Origin of the sequence: Pseudoalteromonas sp. SR45-1, from assembly GCF_014163655.1 — a bacterium.
Taxonomy (GTDB): Bacteria; Pseudomonadota; Gammaproteobacteria; order Enterobacterales; family Alteromonadaceae; genus Pseudoalteromonas; species Pseudoalteromonas distincta.
On the sequence record NZ_JACJDR010000006.1, the window covers coordinates 207692 to 229994 of the forward strand.

Consider the following 22303-nt stretch of genomic DNA (forward strand, 5'->3'; position numbering starts at 1 on the left):
ACAGACATAAAAAAACCAGCTTAAAATAAGCTGGTCAAATATTACTAAGTTAAGTAATCAAAGGGATAATCAACATGTGCCCGAGCAAGCTGCAACTTAAATACATAATCACCAAAATAACTAATATTATTAGGTGAGGCTATATAACAACAGGCATTAGAGTAGACCGGATAACAAAATAATTAATTCAAATTAATTTGCGGAAGATCATTTATTTTTATTCGGGTTGATTTAAACAAATCAAATTATGGGCATAAAAAAAGCCAGTTCAAAATGAACTGGCTCAATCATTACTAAAATTAGTAACTAAATAGGGGGAATCAACATGAAAACTTGTATTAACTGCAATTAATCAACAAGCATAATAGTAGACGCGTCTTTTTTAATTAAGTTCAAAAAAAATAAAAAACTTTTAAAATAAGTGCTGAACGCTAGATTTTAGACATAAAAAAAGCCAACTCAAAATGGGCTGGCTCAATCATTACTAAAATTAGTAACTAAATAGGGAATCAACATGAAAACTTGTATTAACTGCAATTAATCAACAAGCATAATAGTAGACGCGTCTTTTTGAATTAAGTTCATAAAAAAATAAAAACTTTTAAAATAAGTGCTGCACGCTAAATTTTAGACATAAAAAAAGCCAACTCAAAATGGGCTGGCTCAATCATTACTAAAATTAGTAACTAAATGGGAAATCAACATGATGCTTGTGTTAACTGCAATTAATCAACAAGCATAATAATAGACGTCCGCTTTTTAATTAAGTTCATAAAAAGATCAAAACTTTTTAGATCTTTTTTAGTTTTTAATTAATGACAACATTTGCTGCTCATCAAACTTTGTAAAGCTCATTGATTTATCAGTAAATAATGCATCAACAAGGGCTTGCTTGTCTTGCTGCATTTTAAATACTTTTTGCTCTATTGAGTTACTCATTATGAGCTTATAAACAAATACAGGATTAGTTTGACCAATACGGTAGGCTCTATCAGTCGCTTGCTTTTCTACTGCGGGATTCCACCATGGATCAAAATGAATAACGGTATCTGCTTGTGTTAAGTTAAGGCCTGTTCCACCGGCTTTTAAGCTAATTAAAAACACGGATGTTTTACCACTGGTAAACTCGTCGATTACTTTATCTCGTTGACGCGTTTGCCCTGTAAGCATACTAAAGTTAATGTTTATTTCTTCAAGGCGTTGGGCTATTAAATCGAGTGCCGATGTAAACTGACTAAATATAATAATCTTACGACCCAGACTTAGCATAAGCGGTAAGTGTGTTGTTAACCATTCAAGCTTAGCGGAGCCTGCTTGAGTATCTGGATCTATTAATTTAGGGTGGCAACAAATTTGCCTTAACTTTAAAAGCGCCTCTAAAAATGCAAGCTTACTTTTTTGTGCGCCTTGTTCGGCAAATAAGTCTATTAGCTTCTCTTCTAATGAACGTGTAATGCCTTGATACATTTCTTTTTGCTTAGGCTCAAACTCAAACTCTTTTGTAAGCTCTGTTTTTTCAGGTAACTCTTGCGCTACTTGTGCTTTAGTGCGGCGCATTATAAAGGGCATAATTAACGCTTTTAACTGCTCAGCCCTCTGCATATCAGCTTCACGCTCAATAGGTGTTTGAAAGTGCTGCTTAAAGTGGGCTTGAGACCCAAGTAACGATGGCATAGCAAAATCGAGTAACGATTTAAGCTCAAGTAAATTATTCTCGATTGGAGTACCACTTAAACAAAGTTTAAAGTCGGCATTTAAGCGTTTAACTAATCGTGAGACCTGTGCGGTATCGTTTTTAATGTATTGTGCTTCATCGAGGATAATATTTTCAAAATATAATGGCGAATAATATGCAATATCACGCTTTAAAAGCGGGTATGTAGTAAGAATGCATTGCGCTTGTGCTAAGTGTTGTAAAGGATCGTTACGGTTTGATCCAAAAATAGTGGTTACTTTTAAACTTTTAGCAAACTTAGTAATTTCGTTTTTCCAATTACTCACCAAGCTAGTTGGGCACACTATAAGTGTAGGGCCTGCTTGTGGGCGATTAAATGTACTCGCTAAAAATGCAATAACTTGGAGTGTTTTACCCAACCCCATGTCGTCAGCTAAAATACCACCTAATTGATGACGTTTTAAAAAGCTAAGCCAATCAACGCCTTGCTGTTGGTACTCACGAAGTGTTACAGAGTCATTTAAGCCATGTAATGAAACCTTAGGCATTGCCTTATCGGTATTATTTAACTCTTGTAAATATAGCTCAAGTGAATCGTCGTGAAGCTCTACGTTAATAGCTGTGTGCTTTACTAGTTCAGGTAAATACGAAAGCGGAATATTAAATTCGTCACGTGTTTTTACAAATTCAAAGCGTTCTTTAAATTCGTTTAATAAGTTAATGGCAGACTTATTAATAACCCCAAATTGTCGACCAAGCGGGTAGTAATAAAACAGTTCACTTTGGCGATTCAATGACTGATAAAGCGAATCAGCATTAGTAAACAACAGCGCTGCTTTTGCGTCACACAACAATACTTTGCAGTGCATTTGATGCCCTGCTGCACGGTGTACATGTAAACTCACTTCACATTGTGGATTAGGGCTTGTTACTTTACTTACACTGACTTGCCAACCACGCTGCTTAAAGCCGGGAAATACTTCGTATATTAGCCAATGCAAATGGATAGGAGATTGCTTTGTAAATACAAGCTCACTTTGTAAACCCCCTTTACAAAATTCAAACCCTAGATTGATTAGCTCGTTAGTTACGGTGTTTTCAAATGCGCTATTTATAGTACTTGCTGGGGCAGAACCAGCTAAATAGTTTTTATTTTTATACTTAAATAACAGCGAAAGTGATAAACCTTGCTCGCCCATTGTTACTTTTAAAACAGCGTTACTAGATAACTTAGGTAACGTTGGCTGCAAGTTAGTAGGGTGCGGTATAACACCTGCGCCAAAGTTATCGGCAAGCTGTTTATATATTCTGTCAAAATTAGCGTCATGCAAAGCAGGCATAGTTTGTAAATGCGCTATTTCGTCTGCACTCAATGGGGTACGAAGACGACCAGCTTTTAAATGATCTAAATCGAGATAAGTAGGCGGTGTTGTTTTTAATAAAGCCCAGTTTTGGGTTTGCTCAAGCTTAATAACTAATTGTGATAGATCTTTATCTTGCTCCCATCTAAAACTCAATGCTTGGCCAGATTGCGCTTTAATTGGCACGCGAGAGCGCTGAAAAAACAAGCGCTCAGTAGCTATCAATTGTTGTAGGGCACTAAAGCCCCATTGGCCTTTTAGCTCAATACTTCCTACTGCATTTTGTGAACGTATCCAACTAAATAATCTAAAATCACTTTCGAGTAAATCATTTGGCGTTACGAAACTATTTAACTGTTGCTCTGTGAGGTTTCGGCCTAACGTGTAATTCTTTTTAGTCTCAAAATTAGCTATTTTAGGTGTTAAAAATACTTTGTTATTTTCAATATCTAATACAAATAATAATACTTGCGACGGTGTATGTTGATCACCACTTTTAAGAGCGCTTAATTCACTAAACCAATCATTAATGAAGTAATCTTCACCGTATTCACCAGAGTGCTCTATTTTAAGCTTAAACAAAATAGCAGCTAAATGTCGGCATTTGGTTTTTGCATTACACGTACAGTGTGTATCAACAGAATAACCAGTTGGTACTTTACTGATCTCAATACGTTGGTTAAATGATGATCCGTTATCCACTTGCACGGTAGAGTCTACAACAGAAAAATTAGGGGTATGCTCTAGCCAGGTGATTTGACCTTTCTTGTAGTACTCTTTGCCTTTATCTAAGACATTTTCGCGAAAAAGTTTTTTAATAAAGCGTTCAGAAAGAGGAAACTGGGTAGCCTGCTCATTTTTAATTTCTTCAAAAATAGCCATTAAATCATTTTTTGATAAGTTAGCAGACATGTCACTCTAAGCATTAAATTTTAAAAATAATTCTGCCAGTATATGCCTTATGTGCTCTGAGCTAAAGCACTATTAACAAGATATAAACTGGTTGGAGCTGATAGCTTAGTAAAAAATCGGTTTATAGGTAAAAATGAGTATAAAATTTCGCAAAATATTAGGCACTACATACAAATATAAAGATTAAACGACACGTTATAGATCACAATTTTACTAACAATAATAATAAATCAAGAGCGAATAGCTAAAAGGGGGCGATTAGTTAGTAAAAAAGTGATCTTGAAGAGGAAATATGATTATTTAAGGTAGGATTAGGCTAGTAAAGATCAGATTTTTACTAACAAAACAATCTGTCAGATCAGTATTTAACTAAGTATATATGTCTGACAGATCATTATTTAACTAACTAATTAAAGACACTTAATAGCTTAGTTAATTGTTCTAAGCGTTTGTCTGTCATCACTTTATTGTCGATTTTGATAGACACATCACCACTTTTTAAATTGCGTTGTACCGATACAAACTTATTTTCAAGTACAGCTTCACGCTTAACAGCAGCTTGAGGCTCAGCAGTTAGGCATTTAGTGATTGCCATTGCACGCTTGTCGTCACTTGTAATGGCGTTTAGCTCTTCATCACTAGCTAGGTCACTAACAAGTTGATTAAACGCCTCTTGGTCTCTCACCTTTGCGCTCATGAGCTTTTTAGCCACTTCGCGACCCACGTGATTCGCAGTAGGGTAGAGTGCAATAACTTCAGCAGGTATTTGTTCATACGCTTTAACAGCATCTGCAATGGCGGTGTGTGATACACCTTCAATTGCAGCAATCTCTCTGTAAGATCCTTTTTTACCTTGTTCAATAAGCTCATTTTTAGTTTGCTGGTAAGCTTGTCCTAGCTCCCATAGACTTGGAGCGATATATTGATCTGAAGATACAGCTAAAATTTTAGCGTCTTGCTCAGTAAAGTCACTTGAACTAAGTACTAAATAATCAGCGTTACCTAAAATACAGGCCATACGACGGCGAGAACCCGCTAAAACTAAGCTTTTATCACCCTGATCCCAAAGTAACGCAGGGTGCTGATTACGGCCATCCTCTGCAATGGCAGGTAAAATATCCGATACTGACTTTTCGTTAAGAAGTGCTTGTACACGGCGGTTTTTACCGTACACACCTGTTGTAGATTCAATGTCAGCGTGTGCGATCACTTTGCAAATAAGAGTAATTTGGCGCTCAGGATCGCTCGGTGCTGGCATGCGAATTACATCACCAGCATTTGCTTGTTCAAGTAATGCGTCAAGGCTACTACTTCCTACAGCTGTTGCAAAAGGATCTAAGCGGGTGTCATTTTTACGTTTTTTAGCCATTTTTATTTAACATCCTTACTTAGGGGTATTGAGTGTTGATTGAGTTGACTGCCAATTTGAACGAATAAGCATTTCTAGCTCATCGACCACATCTTTAATATTTTCTTGAGCGCGCATTAGTGATTCACGGCTTGCTAAGCTGTCTGACGCTTTTTGATCAAAAATAGTATTGAAAGACGAAGAGCTAGCAGTAATCGCCGAGCTGTGGTTGATTGGGTAACTCATAACTTGGCGACCGAATGCACTACGAACATCTTTAACAATATCGCGCTGTGAGTGATTACCTTTTACATAGTTGGTCACTAAAAACTGCATAAAATCCCATCCCTCATGGCCAAGTGCCGCAACGGTATGGTAAATCTCGCCTAGTCGTTTTAAATATTTATTATTAGCATCAAAGTCTACAGCTTCTGGATGAACAGGGATAAGCATCGCAGTAGAAGCCATTAATGCATTATAAAACATAAAATTAAGAGTTGGAGCTGTATCTATTAATATAATATCAAACTCGTCTTTAACAGGGTTAATTACTTTTTCAAGTAACTTATGGTAATGACGAGTTTGCTCATAATTTGAGGTGTCTTTGAGTAATGTTGCAGTTTCGTGCTCAAAATAAAAATCGTCCATACCTGATGGTAGTACACGAATATTTGGGATATGCGTTGGTAAAAATGAGTTTGAAACAAATTCAGGCCATGTTTCGGCCTCATCTAAATCTATACAATCACGCATTAAATCACCAACAGTAATTGGGTCATGCTCGCTTGAAGGAAAAAAGCTTGAAGAAGAACCTTGAGGATCTAAATCAATTATACCAATGCGATAGCGCTTAATATTAGTAGTTGCCAGCGCTGCTGCAATATTAACCATGCTGGTTGTTTTGCCACAACCACCTTTGAGAGAATTAATGACAATGACTTGCAGTTTGTCATCATCAGTACGATGATCTGGTTTAATATCCATAATATCAGCCATAGCAAAAATGTTTACTAATGTGTAAGCATAATGACCATTGGCGCCGCGTTTTATGTTTAAATCATCAAAGTCACCGTTGTCATGACGTCTTTTTAAAGTACGATTATTACAACCTAATAAATCGGCAGCTGCTTTTTGCGTATAAGTTCTTAATTCTTTTTCTTCTGATTTAAGATGAGCACGATAGTGCTGAATACGACCTTCTAAAGATTTTTCAGCTACTTCTGCAGTTGCTTTTAAAAGCCGGTAGGTACTTAGCGCGTTATTATTGATAGACATACTTTCTTCCTCAAAGTTAGGCAGTTAGTATAATGTCCATTCAAATTGCTGTAAATAACTATTTAATACGACATGCATTTTAAAAAGAAGACATTTAAAAATACTTTTACACTTTTAATATTGCTTAGTATAAATAAAGAAGTTTAAAGGTGGTTAAATATATAAGGTAGTAAAGGTTAAGGACCTTAAATTAACACATAACATTATGATTAATATAAACAATATAAAAAAAAGCAGATCAGCGTTATACTTGGTTAAGATCAGATCTTTATCTACCTGCAGATCACCTTTTTACTAAGCCTTATTTTTTAAATCAAGTTATACACAGGTTGCGCATAAGGTTATGAACAAAAAAAGCCCTTGAGATCAATTTTTTACTAAGTAAATTATCAAGTTATGCACTAACCTTAGCGTCAATAGGTACGTTTAATTAGTATAGATCTGATCTGTACTTGGTACAGATCAGATCTATGCTAACTCGATAAGCCTTTATCCACAGGGATATTAATTTTCGTATGAATTTGTCGTGCTAAATTTTAAAATAAAGCCATTGTGATGGACAAAATAACAGCTGAGTTAGTAAAAAACCGATTTGAGATGACCTAGTTAGTAAAAATATGATCTGAAATCGCAAGTTATGTACATTACTTAGTATAATAGTGATCTAAACGTTTTATTTAAAGTCAGATCACTTTTATACTAACTTAAACATTTAACTTTTGTTGTTTAATGTGTTGTTATTAGATGTCGCAATAAAAATGGAAATAAGAACAATGAGCCGAAAGGTCAACATCTCGGTAGATAATTTGCCCGATACACTCAGGGGCCAAATCCACGGGGTGGAAAGTGCAATTGATAACGAAAGTTTAGCACTATTTACAGACAACAAAGACGTGCGAATTTCTATTGAAAATGCAGCTCATGGTTTACGTGCATATTCAAACACGTTTAATCATTATGATTTGTGGGGCCGTTTTGTTCGCTCTGGCTATAAAAAATTGCCACTTGAAGAAGCGCCTAAAAAAACAATCATTACGCGTAAAATATCAGAGAAAGTAGATGGTATTTTATACGATGGTGAGATAAAAATTACTCCTGCTGTTGTCAGTACTCGTAAAGATGGTGAAGATATCGAGTATCTTGTTTGGCCATCGGACAGAGAAGAAAAAGTAGAACGAGCACTTATTCGTTTAGCTTCTAAAGGCAAAATAGTTAAAATTAATTTTAAGTCCGGTATTCAATACGCGGTTGTTTTTTCTATGAACGAATTAGCGCAAGAGCTCAAAGCGGTAGGGCAGTCAATGCCATATCCTGCAATTAAAGAGTCACTTGAAGCATTGCAAGGTTCTAAACTTTCATTTAAATATTCAGCAACCGATACTAAAAACTCTGATATAGATGATTCGTTTTACGAGTCAAATATGAACTTTTTATCGTCACTTCACTTTAGTGGTAAAAAAGGTCAAGGTGGCAATGTAAAGTGTGTGGCCTGCTTAAATGCGTTTGTTCATAACATGATTGATAACCTTGAATACAAAGGGTATTACTTTAATAGTGCACAAGAATTAAAACGGGGATTATCGCGTTGGATGATGCTTCGTTTGTATCACCTTTGGCGTTATGCAGCTCCAGGTAAAACGTATCATTTTAGATTACTTTCTATTATGGAAAAATATGGATCTATTTATTCAACTGATGATATTACGGAAAATAAATTAAAAGCGCTTCGTCGTGATATGACCACCACAATGAAAGATTTGATTGAAAAAGGTGCTATATCAGAATACAGCATTACAAACGTCAAAGATGACAAAACTGGTAACATTATTGATTACACATACGAAATGCACCCCTCTGATCAGTTTTGCGATGAAATACTTACATTGAACAAACACAACAAGCGCATTGAGATTCAAGGCGGTAAACGTATTGTTGAAAATGCAGTGTTAATTGATGAAGATAAAATAGAAGAGATAGTAGAAAAATAATAAACGTTATTTTAAATACTGTACATATTTACTAAAAAGGCCACATATTGTGGCCTTTTTAACATAATAGCTATCGGTCAACTTGTTCTAAATATAGCCTATCAACTAAAAAATCATACTCACGTTTTCGAGGATGAGCTTCGGGTTTTTTATAATCAGGTAAGATACCTAGTTTAACGTCTGGTTCTGGATTAATCAGAATAAATGGTAATGCGGCGCTCACATGATAGCGGTTTTGTGCTGTGTATCTCACATTAACTTGAGGGCTTACACGAGTAGGGCGACGAATTCTTAATTTTTCCTTTTCACCTAAACTAGCAACCCGTAATTGTTCTTGAGCTACAAGTGATTGCCATTTTTGCTGATCTATCATTCTTGGATTTCGATAACTGGCCGATTTGTCGAGCATTTCGAGGGCCATTTTTTTAGTCAACGTTTTAGTTGCGTGCTTGTGCATCCAAGTAAACCTAACAGAAAATGGTGATTCACTCTCACTGTGAATCTTACGATAAGCAGCAAGTGTTATTAAATTTGGTATTGCATTATGAACAGCCTCAAATCGGGCATCGTTATTATCAATTGCCAATATACACTCTTTGAAACTAGCTTTAGCTTTGTTAACTTGTGCTATACGATTATTTAAAGCTTGTTTATCTGCATTTTTAATAACAAGTAAACCAGGGTGCCTTTTTAACACGCGACTGCTTAAGCCCGATTTTTTATAAATGTCAGAAAAGGAGTTTAAAATTGCCTTTTGAGCCGGCGCTCCAGTTATTTTAGAGACAAGTATGGACTCAGGAACCTTATTTTCATCTAAATTACTTACATCAGGTAACTGATAGTACTCTGCTCTGGAAAACTCACATTCGTTTAATTCCTCAATTAACCTTAAAGTTAATTCGTTCATTAAATCAAACTGACTCCTAATTTGTACTTTAGTAACCACTGCACACCTCAAAGAACACATCTTACTAACTCCATATTATTGCATGCACTTTGCATTGAGTAAATATTTAATATAATAATACTCGGTGTTCAGATACCATTAAAAGCATATAATGTATGATGTGTTCTTTCTGGAGTGAATGGTTCTACTTATTCCTGTAATTTAGTACTGGTTTATTGATTAAAGAGTTAGTCCGCTTAGAGCTTAATTGCCCATGTAGTGTAATAAATGAGGGATGTAAAATGAAAATGGTGCGGTTAAGTTCTAAATAATAGGTTGGTTTTGGTTGTTTCTCTAATTAGTGATTAATATTATAACGTGTTTTAACTATGGGTTTATCATCCAAAAGCGTAGAATGTCATACATGATTTTTGTTGCATGAGAGCCATTTAAGGCATCACTGGCAGTTAAGTTTTTAGTTATCACAACTTGCTACATAACGTTGGCGGCAGGGTGGGAAGGTGAGTGGTAAATCAGCAGATTACCTTGGGTCAGTTGTAAGTATATTCTGGCATCAGAATAATCAACAGCGCTATTCTACTAGGCTTAAAGTACATATAAATGAGCAACACAAAATCCCATATCATATATTTAGGCCTGCACATAGTCCCTGTTAGTTAATAATTAATTTAGCGCGTAAAGTTAAGATTACATTTGATGCAATTTAAGTATGATGTGTTCTTAAGTAAAATACATATAATATACCCTTGTGCTTTATTTATTCTCAATGTGTTAAAATTGAAACTAATTAACTTTAATTGTATGTTTTTAATCACTTTAGTTTATTTGAAATAAAACTAAAGTGATTGTTATATAACCACCTGAGTTAAGTAAAATTACTTTTATACTTAACTCATAACTAAATAATTGGAAAATAGTGAATTTAGTCCTTGAACATAGGGGTCTGCATACGTTAATTTCTTCTTATCAGGTAATGTAGGAATGAGGAAAAATTATGTCATCGTGGAACCCAAATAGCTGGAGAGAGCTGCCAATACTGCAGCAGCCACAGTACCCAGATCAAGAAATACTTAAATCAGTTGAAGGCCAATTAAAAACGGCTCCGCCTCTAGTTTTTGCAGAAGAAACACGAAGCCTATTCAAACAACTTGAAGACGTGTGCGAAGGTCGTGCATTTTTACTTCAAGGTGGTGACTGTGCCGAGTCGTTTAGCGATTTTAATGCCGCTAATATTCGCGATACATTCAAAACAATTTTACAAATGGCTGTTGTATTAACTTATGGCGGTAAATGCCCTGTAGTTAAAATAGCGCGTATGGCTGGTCAATACGCTAAACCTCGTTCAGCAGACTTAGAAACAATTAATGGCGTGTCTTTACCATCTTACCGTGGCGACATCATTAATAATATTGAGTTTACAGAAGAAGCGCGCATTCCAGACCCACAACGTTTAATGACTGCATACCATCACAGTGCCGCTACGTTGAACTTATTACGTGCATTTGCACAAGGTGGCCTAGCCGATCTTCATCAGGTTAACCGCTGGAACATGGGCTTTGTTGCTGCAAATCCACTTAAAGAAAAATACCAACAACTTGCAGATAAAATTCAAGACGCACTAGAGTTTATGGAAGTGTGCGGAATTAACTCTACAATTGCGCCAAGCTTAAAAGAAACCGATTTATACACTTCTCACGAAGCTTTACTACTTGGTTACGAAGAGGCACTAACACGTCGCGACCATTTATCGGGTGATTGGTACGATTGTTCTGCTCACTTTGTTTGGATTGGTGAACGTACACGCCAACTAGACCACGCACATATTGAGTTCTTTAAAGGCATTAAAAACCCAATTGGTGTTAAAGTTGGCCCAGGTATGGACCCAGACGACCTAATTCGTTTAATTGACGCATTAAACCCAGATAACATTCCTGGTCGTTTAACGCTAATTACACGTATGGGTGCAGACGTACTGCCAGAAAAACTCCCAGCACTAGTACGAAGAGTTCAACAAGAAGGCCGTAAAGTAATTTGGAGTTCTGATCCAATGCACGGTAATACTGAAAAAGCGACTTCAGGTTACAAAACGCGTAACTTCGATAATATCATGCGCGAGATCAGTCAATTCTTCGCTGTACACAAAGCTGAAGGTTCATACGCAGGTGGTGTTCACCTAGAAATGACAGGTCAGCACGTAACAGAATGTACAGGCGGTGCTTACGGTTTATCTGACGATGACTTAGCACAGCGTTACAAAACACAGTGTGATCCACGCCTTAACGCCGACCAAGTATTAGAGTTAGGCTTTTTAGTAGCTGATTTACTAAAAGACGCACGTAAATAATATTTATTGATACAAAAAAACCGCTTAGTTGCGGTTTTTTTATTTCAAATTTGATGAGTAAGTCAGTACTTACGTCGCTCCAAGTCTGTTTCTATCAGTATTTTTGCAGAAATCTCTTCAACAGAATGATGCGTAGAATTAAAGTAAGCTATTTTGTGACGCTTATACAACATTTCTACTTCGCGCACCTCAATACGGCACTGTTTAATTGAAGCATACTTAGAGTTAGCCATACGTCGATGCCTTATAGCCGCAAGCCTCTCAGGGTCAATCGTCAGTCCAAATAACTTATGTTTATAAGGGACTAAACATTTAGGCAAACCTTCATTATCTAAATCTTCTTCTGTAATAGGGTAGTTAGCCGCTTTAATGCCGTACTGCAGTGCTAAGTATAAGCTTGTCGGTGTTTTACCACTTCTGCTAACGCCAATTAAAATGATGTCTGCTTCGGAAAAGTTTTTAATATTTCCACCATCATCATTCATAAGAGCATAGTTAACCGCATCAATTCTAAAATCATAACTTTTTTCGTGGATAGAATGCGTACGATGCATTTTTGGAACAGGGGCTACATTGAGCTCTTTTTCTATTTTTTCGCTATACGTAGTTAAAAAATCATACGTAACTGCATCAGCCGATTTTATAATTTCACTTAAATTGTGATTTACAAAAGTAAAAAACACGAAAGGCTTTTCACCTGTTTTTGCAGCGGTTGCATTAATTAAAGCTTTAATTTCGTGCGCTTTTTCTTCAGTTTCTACAAATGGAATTGTTTTATGATTAAAATCGATAGGAAACAACGACAAAGTCGCATGCCCAAATACCTCTGAAGTAATTGCTGTTCCATCTGATATATAAAAAGCAGTTCTCATAATTAACCTTTTTATTGCGTTTAAATCCCTAAAATGGGTTTCCCACGGTTTACGTGAGGACTGTTGCCAGTGTAGAATGATGACGACCTTTATAAAAGGTTTTCTTTCTTAACTCTCACAGTTAGACCTACAATTTGTTTTTTTTGGAGAAAGATCCGTGCAAGAATACGTTCTCTGGTATCAAGAGCTTGGTATGCAAGATGTTCCTCGAGTTGGCGGTAAAAACGCGTCACTTGGCGAAATGATTTCAAACCTCGCAAACGCTGGTGTACAAGTACCGGGTGGTTTTGCAACTACCGCAGATGCTTTTAATGAGTTTCTAGATCAATCAGGACTCACCGCCAAAATTCATGACATCCTAGATACACTTGATGTTGATGATGTAAATACACTCGCTAAAGTCGGTGCCGATATCCGCCAATGGATAATCGACACACCATTCCAACCAAACCTAGATCAAGCCATTCGCGACGCATATAGCCAACTCCATGGCGATACTGCAGCAGATGTTTCATTTGCAGTACGTTCATCAGCTACCGCTGAAGATATGCCAGATGCATCATTCGCAGGCCAACAAGAAACTTTCCTTAACGTTGTCGGTATCGATTCAGTCATGGTCGCTATTAAACACGTATTTGCTTCATTATTTAATGACCGCGCAATCTCATATCGTGTTCACCAAGGTTACGATCACCGTGGTGTAGCGTTATCAGCAGGTATACAGCGCATGGTACGTTCAGATAAATCAGCATCTGGCGTAATGTTTAGTATTGATACAGAGTCTGGTTTTGAAGACGTTGTATTTATTACATCAAGCTACGGCTTAGGTGAAATGGTTGTACAGGGCGCGGTTAACCCTGATGAATTTTATGTTCATAAACCAACACTCCTTAAAAACAAACCTTCAGTAGTACGTCGTAATATTGGTTCTAAAGCCATACAAATGATTTACTCAGAAGATAAAGCACATGGTAAGCAAGTAGACATCGTTGATGTTGACCCTGAGCTTTCTAATAAATTTTCGATTACAGATGAAGAAGTGCAAGATCTTGCCAAACAAGCTGTAATCATTGAAAAACATTACGGTCGTCCCATGGACATCGAATGGGCAAAAGACGGAAACGACGGCAAACTATATATAGTTCAAGCACGTCCAGAAACTGTCCGCTCAAACGAAGACTCAAACGTAATGGAACGTTTTCAATTAAATGGCACAAGTAATGTACTTGTTGAAGGCCGTGCAATTGGTCACAAAATTGGTAGCGGTGTTGTACGTGTTCTTGATTCAATTAAAGAAATGGACCAGGTACAAGTAGGCGACATTTTAGTAACCGATATGACCGACCCTGATTGGGAACCAATCATGAAACGTGCAGCAGCGATTGTTACAAATCGTGGTGGCCGTACGTGTCACGCGGCAATAATTGCACGCGAACTTGGTATTCCAGCAGTTGTTGGTTGTGGTAATGCAACTGATTTAATTAAAGCGGGACAAGAAGTAACAGTATCGTGCGCCGAAGGCGATACCGGCTTTATTTACGAAGGTATTTTAGATTTTGAAATACTAACGTCACGCGTTGATAAAATGCCAGAACTACCAATGAAGGTAATGATGAACGTGGGTAACCCCGATCGCGCCTTTGACTTTGCACGCTTACCGCATGCAGGTGTTGGCCTTGCGCGAGTTGAATTTATTATCAACCGTATGATTGGCGTTCACCCTAAAGCGTTATTAAATTTTGATGCGCAAACCGATGCATTAAAAGCAGAAATTACTGACATGATTGCCGGTTACGAATCACCGGTAGAGTTTTACATAACAAAACTGGTTGAAGGTATTTCAACGCTTGGTTGTGCTTTTGCACCGGAGCGTGTAATTGTGCGTATGTCTGATTTTAAATCAAACGAATACGCAAACCTAGTTGGTGGCCAGCAATACGAGCCAGAAGAAGAAAACCCAATGATTGGTTTTCGTGGCGCCGCACGTTATATCTCTGAAGACTTCCGCGATTGTTTTGCATTAGAATGTGAAGCTATAAAACGCGTAAGAAACGACATGGATATGGCAAACATTGAAATCATGATCCCATTCGTACGTACCCTTGAAGAAGGTAAACGCGTAATTGAATTACTAGAAGAGCATGGCCTTAAACGGGGTGAAAATGGTCTTAAAGTAATCATGATGTGTGAGCTGCCTTCAAATGCATTACTTGCTGATGAATTTTTAGAAATGTTTGATGGTTTTTCTATCGGCTCTAACGATTTAACACAGTTAACGCTTGGTCTTGATCGTGATTCAGGTTTAATCGCACATTTATTTGATGAGCGTAACCCAGCAATTAAAAAACTACTTTCTATGGCAATTAAAACAGCTAAAGAAAAAGGCAAGTACGTAGGTATTTGTGGTCAAGGTCCTTCAGATCACGAAGACTTTGCAGCATGGTTAGTAGAGCAGGGCATTGACTCTGTTTCACTCAATCCAGACACAGTAATAGAAACATGGTTATACCTAGCTAAAAAATTAGCAAAGTAATAAATAGGTAAGCTATAAAAAATGCCAGCAATGTATTGCTGGCATTTTTTTATACCCAATTAAAAGTTAAATTAACGGGCTAATTTTTTATCTAAATAAGCACATGATTTAGTTAACGCCTTTTGGCAAAGTGATAAGTAATGTCGCGCTTTAGGGTAATAAAACGAAAAACACAATAAACCCGCCATAAAAAATATAAGTGATGGTCCTGGTACAACCGCAAAAAATAACCCTAGTAAAATAAATAGCACGCCACTGATCTGTAATAGTAATTTTTTCATATAACACACCTCATTACTCGTTAACTTGAGTATAATTTAAGCTGCATTAAAATCGACTAAAAGAGTGTTACAAACTGTAAAATCTTCAATTTCTATTCGCCATCACCATGATATAATTAGTCAAATGCCCTAAAATATCGCCGTCATGATAGCAACAATTACACAGCAAGATGCCGCGACAGAACTTGTCGCAAATTACCTAAATACCATTGCAAGCCAAGGTTTTAGTGGAGATACCGATGCAAGTTATGCAACGCGTATTACTGCTTCAACCGATAACAGTGTGTATCAGGAAATACCCCAAGGTGTTATTTTTCCAAAAAATGAAAAAGATATTCAACTCGCACTGCAAACTGCATCTCGCGACCCATTTTTATCTTTAACTTTTGGCCCTCGTGGTGGCGGAACAGGTACTAACGGTCAATCGTTAACACCAGGCATTGTTGTAGATTTGTCTCGCTATATGCGCGAAATCCTCGAAATAAATGTAGAAGAAGGCTGGGTACGCGTTCAAACCGGCGTAATAAAAGATCAACTTAATGACTTTTTAAAACCTTATGGTTTTTTCTTCTCGCCCGATTTATCTACCAGTAACAGAGCAACTATTGGTGGCATGATAAATACTGACGCATCGGGGCAAGGTTCGTTAGTTTACGGAAAAACAAGCGATCATGTTTTAGGGCTTACAACTTATTTAGTCGATGGTACACCTATGTGTACCTCACCAATAGACATCGACAAAGCAAAAATTATAGCCGAGCAAGACTCTCTAATTGGTAGTTTATATAAAACAGTTTTAGATATTTCAGTTAATGAACGCGCTGCTATTTTAGCTAAGTTTCCACGGTTAAATAGGTTTTTAACCGGCTACGACCTAGAGCATGTGCTAAGTGATGACTTACTAACTTTTGATATGAGCCGCTTAATAACGGGTTCAGAAGGCTCATTAGGTATAGTAACAGAAGCTAAATTAAACCTAACGCCTATTGCCGAATTCAAAACACTTATTAATATCAAGTACGATAGCTTTGACTCAGCACTTCGTCACTCACCGTTTTTAGTTGATGCACGCGCAACATCGGTAGAAACCGTAGATAGCAAAGTTTTAAACTTAGCGCGTGAAGACATTATTTGGAATTTAGTATCGGACTTAATAACCGACGTACCAAATAAAGATATGCAAGGCCTTAACATGGTCGAGTTTAATGCAGTATCAAACGATGATATAAAAGACAAAGTAGACACGCTTTGTAAGCTTCTAGATGAATGCGTAGCAAATCAAACTAATGGCGTTATTGGTTATCAGTTAACCAGTGATAAAAGCGATATACTAAAAATTTACGCAATGCGTAAAAAGTCTGTGGGTTTATTAGGTAATGTAAAAGGTAGCCAAAAACCGCTCGCCTTTGCAGAAGATACCGCTGTACCCCCTGAAAATTTAGCAGATTATATTGTCGAATTTAGAGCATTACTCGACAGCCATAATTTACAATATGGTATGTTTGGCCATGTTGATGCAGGCGTTTTACACGTACGCCCAGCACTTGATATGTGCGACCCAGAACAAGAAAAACTACTTAGAACTATTTCAGATCAGGTAGTAAAACTAACCGCTAAGTACGGCGGTTTAATGTGGGGCGAACACGGTAAAGGTTACCGAAGTGAATATAGTCCTGAGTTTTTTGGTGAGCATTTATATACGCAACTTCGTAAAATAAAAACAGCTTTCGATCCTAACAACCGCATCAACCCTGGTAAAATATGTACCCCTATCGATAGTGAAGACTCACTAGTTAGTGTTGATGGACAAAAGAGATCGCACTTCGATAAGCAAATATCAATAGAAGTTAAAACCAGTTTTAACAATGCAATGACCTGTAATGGTAATGGCATATGCTTTAATTACGATGAAAATTCACCTATGTGTCCATCGTATAAAGTAACTGGCGATCGTCGTAATTCACCAAAAGGACGCGCAAGTTTAATGCGCGAATGGCTTCGTTTACAAGAGTCAAAAAATGTAGATTTACTCGAAGTAGAAAAGCAGCTTAACAAAGGTGAAGTAATCACCTGGTGGGAACGTTTCGTTCACAGCCGCGAAAAACGAAAAGGTATTTACGATTTTTCTCACGAGGTAAAAGCGTCAATGGATGAATGTTTAGCATGTAAAGCATGTACAACTGCTTGCCCAATTAAAGTAGATGTTCCTACTTTTCGTTCGCGCTTTTTAAATTATTATCATAGTTATTATGCGCGTCCGCTAAAAGATTACCTTGTTGGTAACATAGAAAACAGCGCGCCATTAATGGCAAAGTTTGCAAAAGTTATAAACCCAGTTGTTAAAACATCATTAGTAAGCAATGTTATTAAAAAAACAGTTGGCTATGTTGATACACCACAGTTAAGTATTCCTGCACTTTCAAAGCGTATTACTAAAACACAAAAATTTGATTTTGATTTATTAAATAAATTAAATGCAGAGCAACAAAGTGAATATGTATTAATAGTACAAGACCCATTTACGAGCTTTTACGAAGCCGAATTAGTAGAAAGTTTTATTACTTTAATAACCCAACTTGGCAAAAAACCAATGCTATTACCTTTTAAACCAAATGGTAAACCGCAACACGTAAAAGGTTTTTTGCATGAATTTAAAGTTACAGCTAAAAATGCAGCCGAGTTTTTAAATAAATTAAATGATATTAATGCACCCCTAGTCGGTTTAGATGCGTCACTCGTTATGTGCTACCGCGATGAATATAATACAATTTTAGAAAATAACCGTGGGCAATTTAATGTGCAACTTGCCCATGAATGGCTAGAAACACAATCGTTTAAATCACTAAGCGCAAAGCAAAATACAGATACTGAATTTACATTACTGAGTCACTGTACTGAAACAACTGCACTGCCAAAAGCGGCAAATGTTTGGCAAACAATTTTCAGTGATATTGGTTTAACATTAAAAACAACAAATACAGGTTGCTGTGGAATGGCGGGGACTTATGGCCACGAAGCACAAAATCAAGATAACTCACGTGCGCTTTACGAAATGAGCTGGAAACCAATTGTAGATAAAAATAAACCTGAGCAACTTTTATCTACGGGATTTTCTTGTCGTAGCCAAGTTAAACGTTTTGAACAATTTAAACCAAAACACCCAATTGAATTACTCGCACAGGTACTTAGCTAATAAAAGTTAAAAAAAAGGCGTAACTTAAAAATAAGTTACGCCTTTTTTTATTAATACCCATTCGCTTAATTAAATGATCGTTTTTGAGGCTGGAAAAACGCCTTGATACCTCGGCAAAAAATTCACTAATTTTTATAAAAGCTATTTAGATTTTTTAGCGAAACTGTCTGCAATTGGCTTTGTACTTATACCGTGAATAAATACACTAAACAAAATAGTCGTCATTGCTATTGTCGCTATTTGATATTTGTTTTCTATTTGCGTATCAATCACCATCAATGTAAAAACAATTGATGCTAATCCTCTTGGTCCAAACCACGCAAATGTAAAACGCTCTTTAATATTCAATGCCGTAAACTGCAGTGACAACATAACAGGAATTATTCTAATCAATGTTGTACTTAACAAAGCGTAAATTATAATTTCAGTATTTAATTTAGGAATAACTAAGTAAGCACAAACAAACCCGAACAAGCACCAAATCATTAGCGATGTAAAATCTGCGATGTGCTCTGAGTCTTCAATTAATTCTGTTTTAACTTCTTCAGTCGAAAATTTATCAAATAATAAACCTGCAATAAACACCGCAATAAATCCACTGCCGTGAAAATACTGAGTGACAGAAAACACAGCCATGGCAAAACCGAGTAATAAAAATGGACTGGTATTTTGTGCAAAGTAATGACGTTTCATTGCAAAGTTTAAACTCGGTATAAAAAAAACAATGCTTGTAATGGCTATTAATAATGCCAAGCCAAGCTCTCGGCCAAACACACTTAATGTTTGTGTTGCAGTAATAGCTGAATCAGGATTTTTAGCGAGTAATATAAATATTAAAAATATAGGTACGCATAATCCATCGTTCAAACCACTTTCAGTATTTATTCCTTCGCGTATTTTTTCAGGCACTTGTGTACTTGCTAGTAACCCTTTACTTAAAGCTGCATCGGTAGGTGTTAAAATAATAGCGAGCAACGCTGCTTGAATAAGTGAAAGCTCAGCAAAGAAAAATAAAGCAACAGCAATACCAAGTAACAAAGTTAAGGGTAGGGCTACAAACAACAGTAAACTAGGATACTGAAAACTATGCCTTAATACACTCAACTTTGATTTAGCTGCATCAGAAAATAAAAAAATACTTAGCGTAAGCTCTATAAATGGTAATAAAAGATCAACGCCTTCTTTTATTTTATCCCCTTCGTTGGGTAGCATTAAAGCTAAACATATTCCGCCAACAACAAAAAACATTGGGCCTGTTACTTCTGTTTTTTCTAACTGGCGAAGTGTTAAAGAATAAATTAAAAATAATCCGCCTATAAATGCTATTACTAAATACTCCATTAAATTTTCCTTTTAAGTCCTGACTTTGCTCGCTCTTTAATATTTGTTTGAATATAAATTTGATCGGTAGTCGCAATTTTAGAATGACCTAAATCTTCTGATAAATGTTTAAGCGGTCTGGTTTGCGCATCATGTGTAGCGCCAGTATGACGAAGCCAATGTGCAGTTGCAGCGCCAAGTTGTTCAGCGTCATCTTTAAAACCATCATCAAGTAATGATTGCTGAGCATAATCAAAACTTTGTTGAACTAAACGCCTAATTTGCCTTACGGTCATACCACCTTGCCCGCGAATTTTATGAACCAAAGGATCTGATTCATCAACACGGGGAAGGGCAGGTAAACCTCTGTATAGTCTATAACGTTTTAAATATTCAACAAAATCATCGCTTAAGGTTACATCTCGTAATTTATTACCTTTTCCCATTATACGTAAAAACCAAAAGCCATCATTATCTTGCCAAAAATTAGACATCACCGGCGACCATTGTGGGCGCTCAGATAATTCTGAAATTCGTAAATACAGACCTTTTAAGCAGGCAAGCGTAAATAAGTTTCGCTCTAAATCAGGGTTATGTTCGCATAAATCACGCGTTACACCAAAAACGTATTCCCATTGAATATCGCTTAATGTGTCTGGAATTTGAATTTGTGATTGAACAACTAAGTACGGACTATTTTTTTTAACAACAGGGACAAAGTTAGCAAATGTTTTTTCTTCTAGTAAGGCAAACTTATAAAATACATTTAGAGCAGTAAACATAGACGATAAAGTTTGCTGACTAGCAATGGATTCTTTAAGCATAAAAGGGCGCCAATTTTGGTTTAATCGACGAATTCCTTGCTCATCTTTATAACGCCATTGCACTGAAGTTGCAGCCCATGCTTTATCGGGTTCAACCATAAAATCAACGTAAGCTTCAATATCTTCACGTTTTAAATCAAATACTGATTTTTCTGCTATTAACCACGACCATAAATAAAAGCGTTCAAGCTCATTTCGAAAACGACTATAAGTGGCTTCTGACTTTCGGCCATAAACATATAAAAACTGATACAAGAATGTCAGATCAGCTTTTGATTCAGTTACAGTCAAGCCAATTTCCTGTATAAAGGATGCAAGTTCTGGGTATTCTGAATTGAGAGTACCGTCATCTAGATGGGCAATTTGATATCTTAATTGTTTTAACGTATCAACCAAAGCAACAAGCATAATGTATAAATATTCAATTAAATAATAGACTTACAGAATAACGTTAAAGTCCGATACTGTCTAGTATTGGACATAGTAAAGCTCTAATTATTTTAATACCGTGATTATTCTATGGTTGTTGGTTGCTATATCTTATTAAGGAAAACATTATGAAAAAACTAATTATACTAAGCGTACTTGCTTTAACTGTTGCGTTAACTGGGTGTGCTACTACAGGTAGTGCATCACCAAGCGAAAAACGTTCACTTGTACAAAGTATGAAAACAAATACATTAGATAAATTATACGCTGAAAAACCTGATGTTAAAAAACAAATTGCTAATTCTGCTGGTTTCGCCGTTTTTGATAACGCTAACGTAAATGTTGTTTTAGCTAGTTTTGGTGGCGGTTACGGCGTAGTTAAAAATAATCTTACGGGTAAATCGACTTACATGAATATGGGCGAAGCCGGTTTAGGGCTTGGCTTAGGTGTAAAAGATTTTAACGTTGTAATGGTTTTTCATAACCAAGCTGCATTAAATAGATTTATTGAACATGGTTGGGCATTTGGCGGAAACGCTGATGCGGCTGCAAAATATGAAGATAAAGGCGGTGCACTGGTTGCTGAAGCAATTGCAGATCAAGTTACTGTGTATTCTGTAACCGAAAATGGCCTTGCACTACAAGCTGTATTAAAAGGAACTAAGTTTTGGGTAGATTCAGAGCTTAATTAACCACCAAATTACTCTCCTAAAAGCGAGCTGGTTTGTATAATCACGCTCGCTTTATTATAATCCAACCAATTTAACATAACGTAATTTATGGGTTGTTACTGTCTGCTTTATATTATCCCTGCCTTAACTTTCAATTAAGTTCTCTTCATTTTATTTTTGCAAAAACGTTCAGTAAGCTCCAGTAACCCATCTACTTCCAATACATCTAATCCTAAGTTTTTATACGAGTTATGAATTTGACTTACTGTCAGAGGTAAATAATTTAAATCTTTTTGATTTCTACCGAAATCAAATAATCCCGTTACTCTTGCATGTAATTTCCCTAAAACAAATATATTACTCATTAACA

The 22303-nt window shown here is 36.4% G+C and carries 14 protein-coding genes; 5 read left to right on the forward strand and 9 right to left on the reverse strand.

The window, feature by feature from the left end:
* Positions 1-801 precede the first annotated feature (801 nt).
* The 3 genes from H5089_RS08470 to H5089_RS08480 all read right to left on the reverse strand — a co-directional run bounded on the left by H5089_RS08470 (position 802) and on the right by H5089_RS08480 (position 6571).
* Positions 802-3948 (reverse strand): DEAD/DEAH box helicase, encoded by a 3147-nt coding sequence (locus tag H5089_RS08470; protein WP_182711990.1) that lies wholly within the window; start codon positions 3946-3948, stop codon positions 802-804.
* A gap of 406 nt (positions 3949-4354) precedes the next feature.
* Complete coding sequence (locus tag H5089_RS08475) at positions 4355-5317, reverse strand: transcriptional regulator (protein ID WP_182711991.1); 963 nt, start codon at positions 5315-5317, stop codon at positions 4355-4357.
* A gap of 15 nt (positions 5318-5332) precedes the next feature.
* A complete protein-coding gene (locus H5089_RS08480) occupies positions 5333-6571 on the reverse strand; it encodes an AAA family ATPase (protein WP_182711992.1) in 1239 nt (412 codons plus the stop codon).
* Positions 6572-7344: 773 nt separating this feature from the next.
* Here H5089_RS08480 and H5089_RS08485 point away from each other — a divergent pair.
* Positions 7345-8559: a hypothetical protein gene (locus H5089_RS08485; protein WP_024596523.1), complete on the forward strand. Its 1215-nt coding sequence runs from the start codon at positions 7345-7347 to the stop codon at positions 8557-8559.
* Between the two features lie 70 nt (positions 8560-8629).
* On the opposite strand, the gene H5089_RS08490 is transcribed toward H5089_RS08485, so the two are convergent.
* Entirely contained in the window at positions 8630-9505 is an 876-nt protein-coding gene (locus tag H5089_RS08490) for a DNA replication terminus site-binding protein (RefSeq protein WP_165723776.1), read from the reverse strand.
* Positions 9506-10460: 955 nt separating this feature from the next.
* On the opposite strand from H5089_RS08490, the gene H5089_RS08495 reads away from it, so the two are divergent.
* A complete protein-coding gene (locus H5089_RS08495; protein WP_024596521.1) occupies positions 10461-11810 on the forward strand; it encodes a class II 3-deoxy-7-phosphoheptulonate synthase in 1350 nt (449 codons plus the stop codon).
* Between the two features lie 62 nt (positions 11811-11872).
* On the opposite strand, the gene H5089_RS08500 is transcribed toward H5089_RS08495, so the two are convergent.
* On the reverse strand, positions 11873-12682 hold the full coding sequence (locus H5089_RS08500) for a pyruvate, water dikinase regulatory protein (protein ID WP_007583184.1): 810 nt from the start codon (positions 12680-12682) through the stop codon (positions 11873-11875).
* A gap of 157 nt (positions 12683-12839) precedes the next feature.
* Here H5089_RS08500 and ppsA point away from each other — a divergent pair, with 157 nt between their 5' ends.
* The gene (ppsA, locus tag H5089_RS08505) at positions 12840-15215 is read left to right on the forward strand and encodes a phosphoenolpyruvate synthase (protein WP_007378803.1); all 2376 of its coding nucleotides are present in this window, start codon (positions 12840-12842) and stop codon (positions 15213-15215) included.
* Positions 15216-15286: 71 nt separating this feature from the next.
* Here the strand turns inward: ppsA and H5089_RS08510 are convergent, their stop codons facing one another.
* Positions 15287-15496, reverse strand: coding sequence for a PGPGW domain-containing protein (locus H5089_RS08510; protein ID WP_024596520.1), 210 nt, complete (start codon positions 15494-15496; stop codon positions 15287-15289).
* A 145-nt stretch (positions 15497-15641) separates the two neighbouring features.
* Between H5089_RS08510 and H5089_RS08515 the strand changes: the two genes are divergently transcribed.
* Complete coding sequence (locus H5089_RS08515) at positions 15642-18689, forward strand: FAD-binding and (Fe-S)-binding domain-containing protein (RefSeq protein ID WP_182711993.1); 3048 nt, start codon at positions 15642-15644, stop codon at positions 18687-18689.
* A gap of 141 nt (positions 18690-18830) precedes the next feature.
* Here H5089_RS08515 and H5089_RS08520 read toward each other — a convergent pair whose 3' ends face one another.
* Both H5089_RS08520 and H5089_RS08525 read right to left on the reverse strand, forming a co-directional pair.
* On the reverse strand, positions 18831-20030 hold the full coding sequence (locus tag H5089_RS08520; protein ID WP_182711994.1) for a sodium:proton antiporter: 1200 nt from the start codon (positions 20028-20030) through the stop codon (positions 18831-18833).
* Positions 20030-21241, reverse strand: coding sequence for a tyrosine-type recombinase/integrase (locus tag H5089_RS08525; protein WP_182711995.1), 1212 nt, complete (start codon positions 21239-21241; stop codon positions 20030-20032). Before H5089_RS08525 ends, H5089_RS08520 begins: the two co-directional genes overlap by 1 nt.
* Before the next feature lie 149 nt (positions 21242-21390).
* On the opposite strand from H5089_RS08525, the gene H5089_RS08530 reads away from it, so the two are divergent.
* On the forward strand, positions 21391-21954 hold the full coding sequence (locus H5089_RS08530; protein ID WP_182711996.1) for a YSC84-related protein: 564 nt from the start codon (positions 21391-21393) through the stop codon (positions 21952-21954).
* A 134-nt stretch (positions 21955-22088) separates the two neighbouring features.
* On the opposite strand, the gene H5089_RS20180 is transcribed toward H5089_RS08530, so the two are convergent.
* Positions 22089-22303, reverse strand: a 215-nt coding sequence (locus H5089_RS20180) for a hypothetical protein (RefSeq protein WP_220486925.1), incomplete at its 5' end; no start/stop codon positions are given.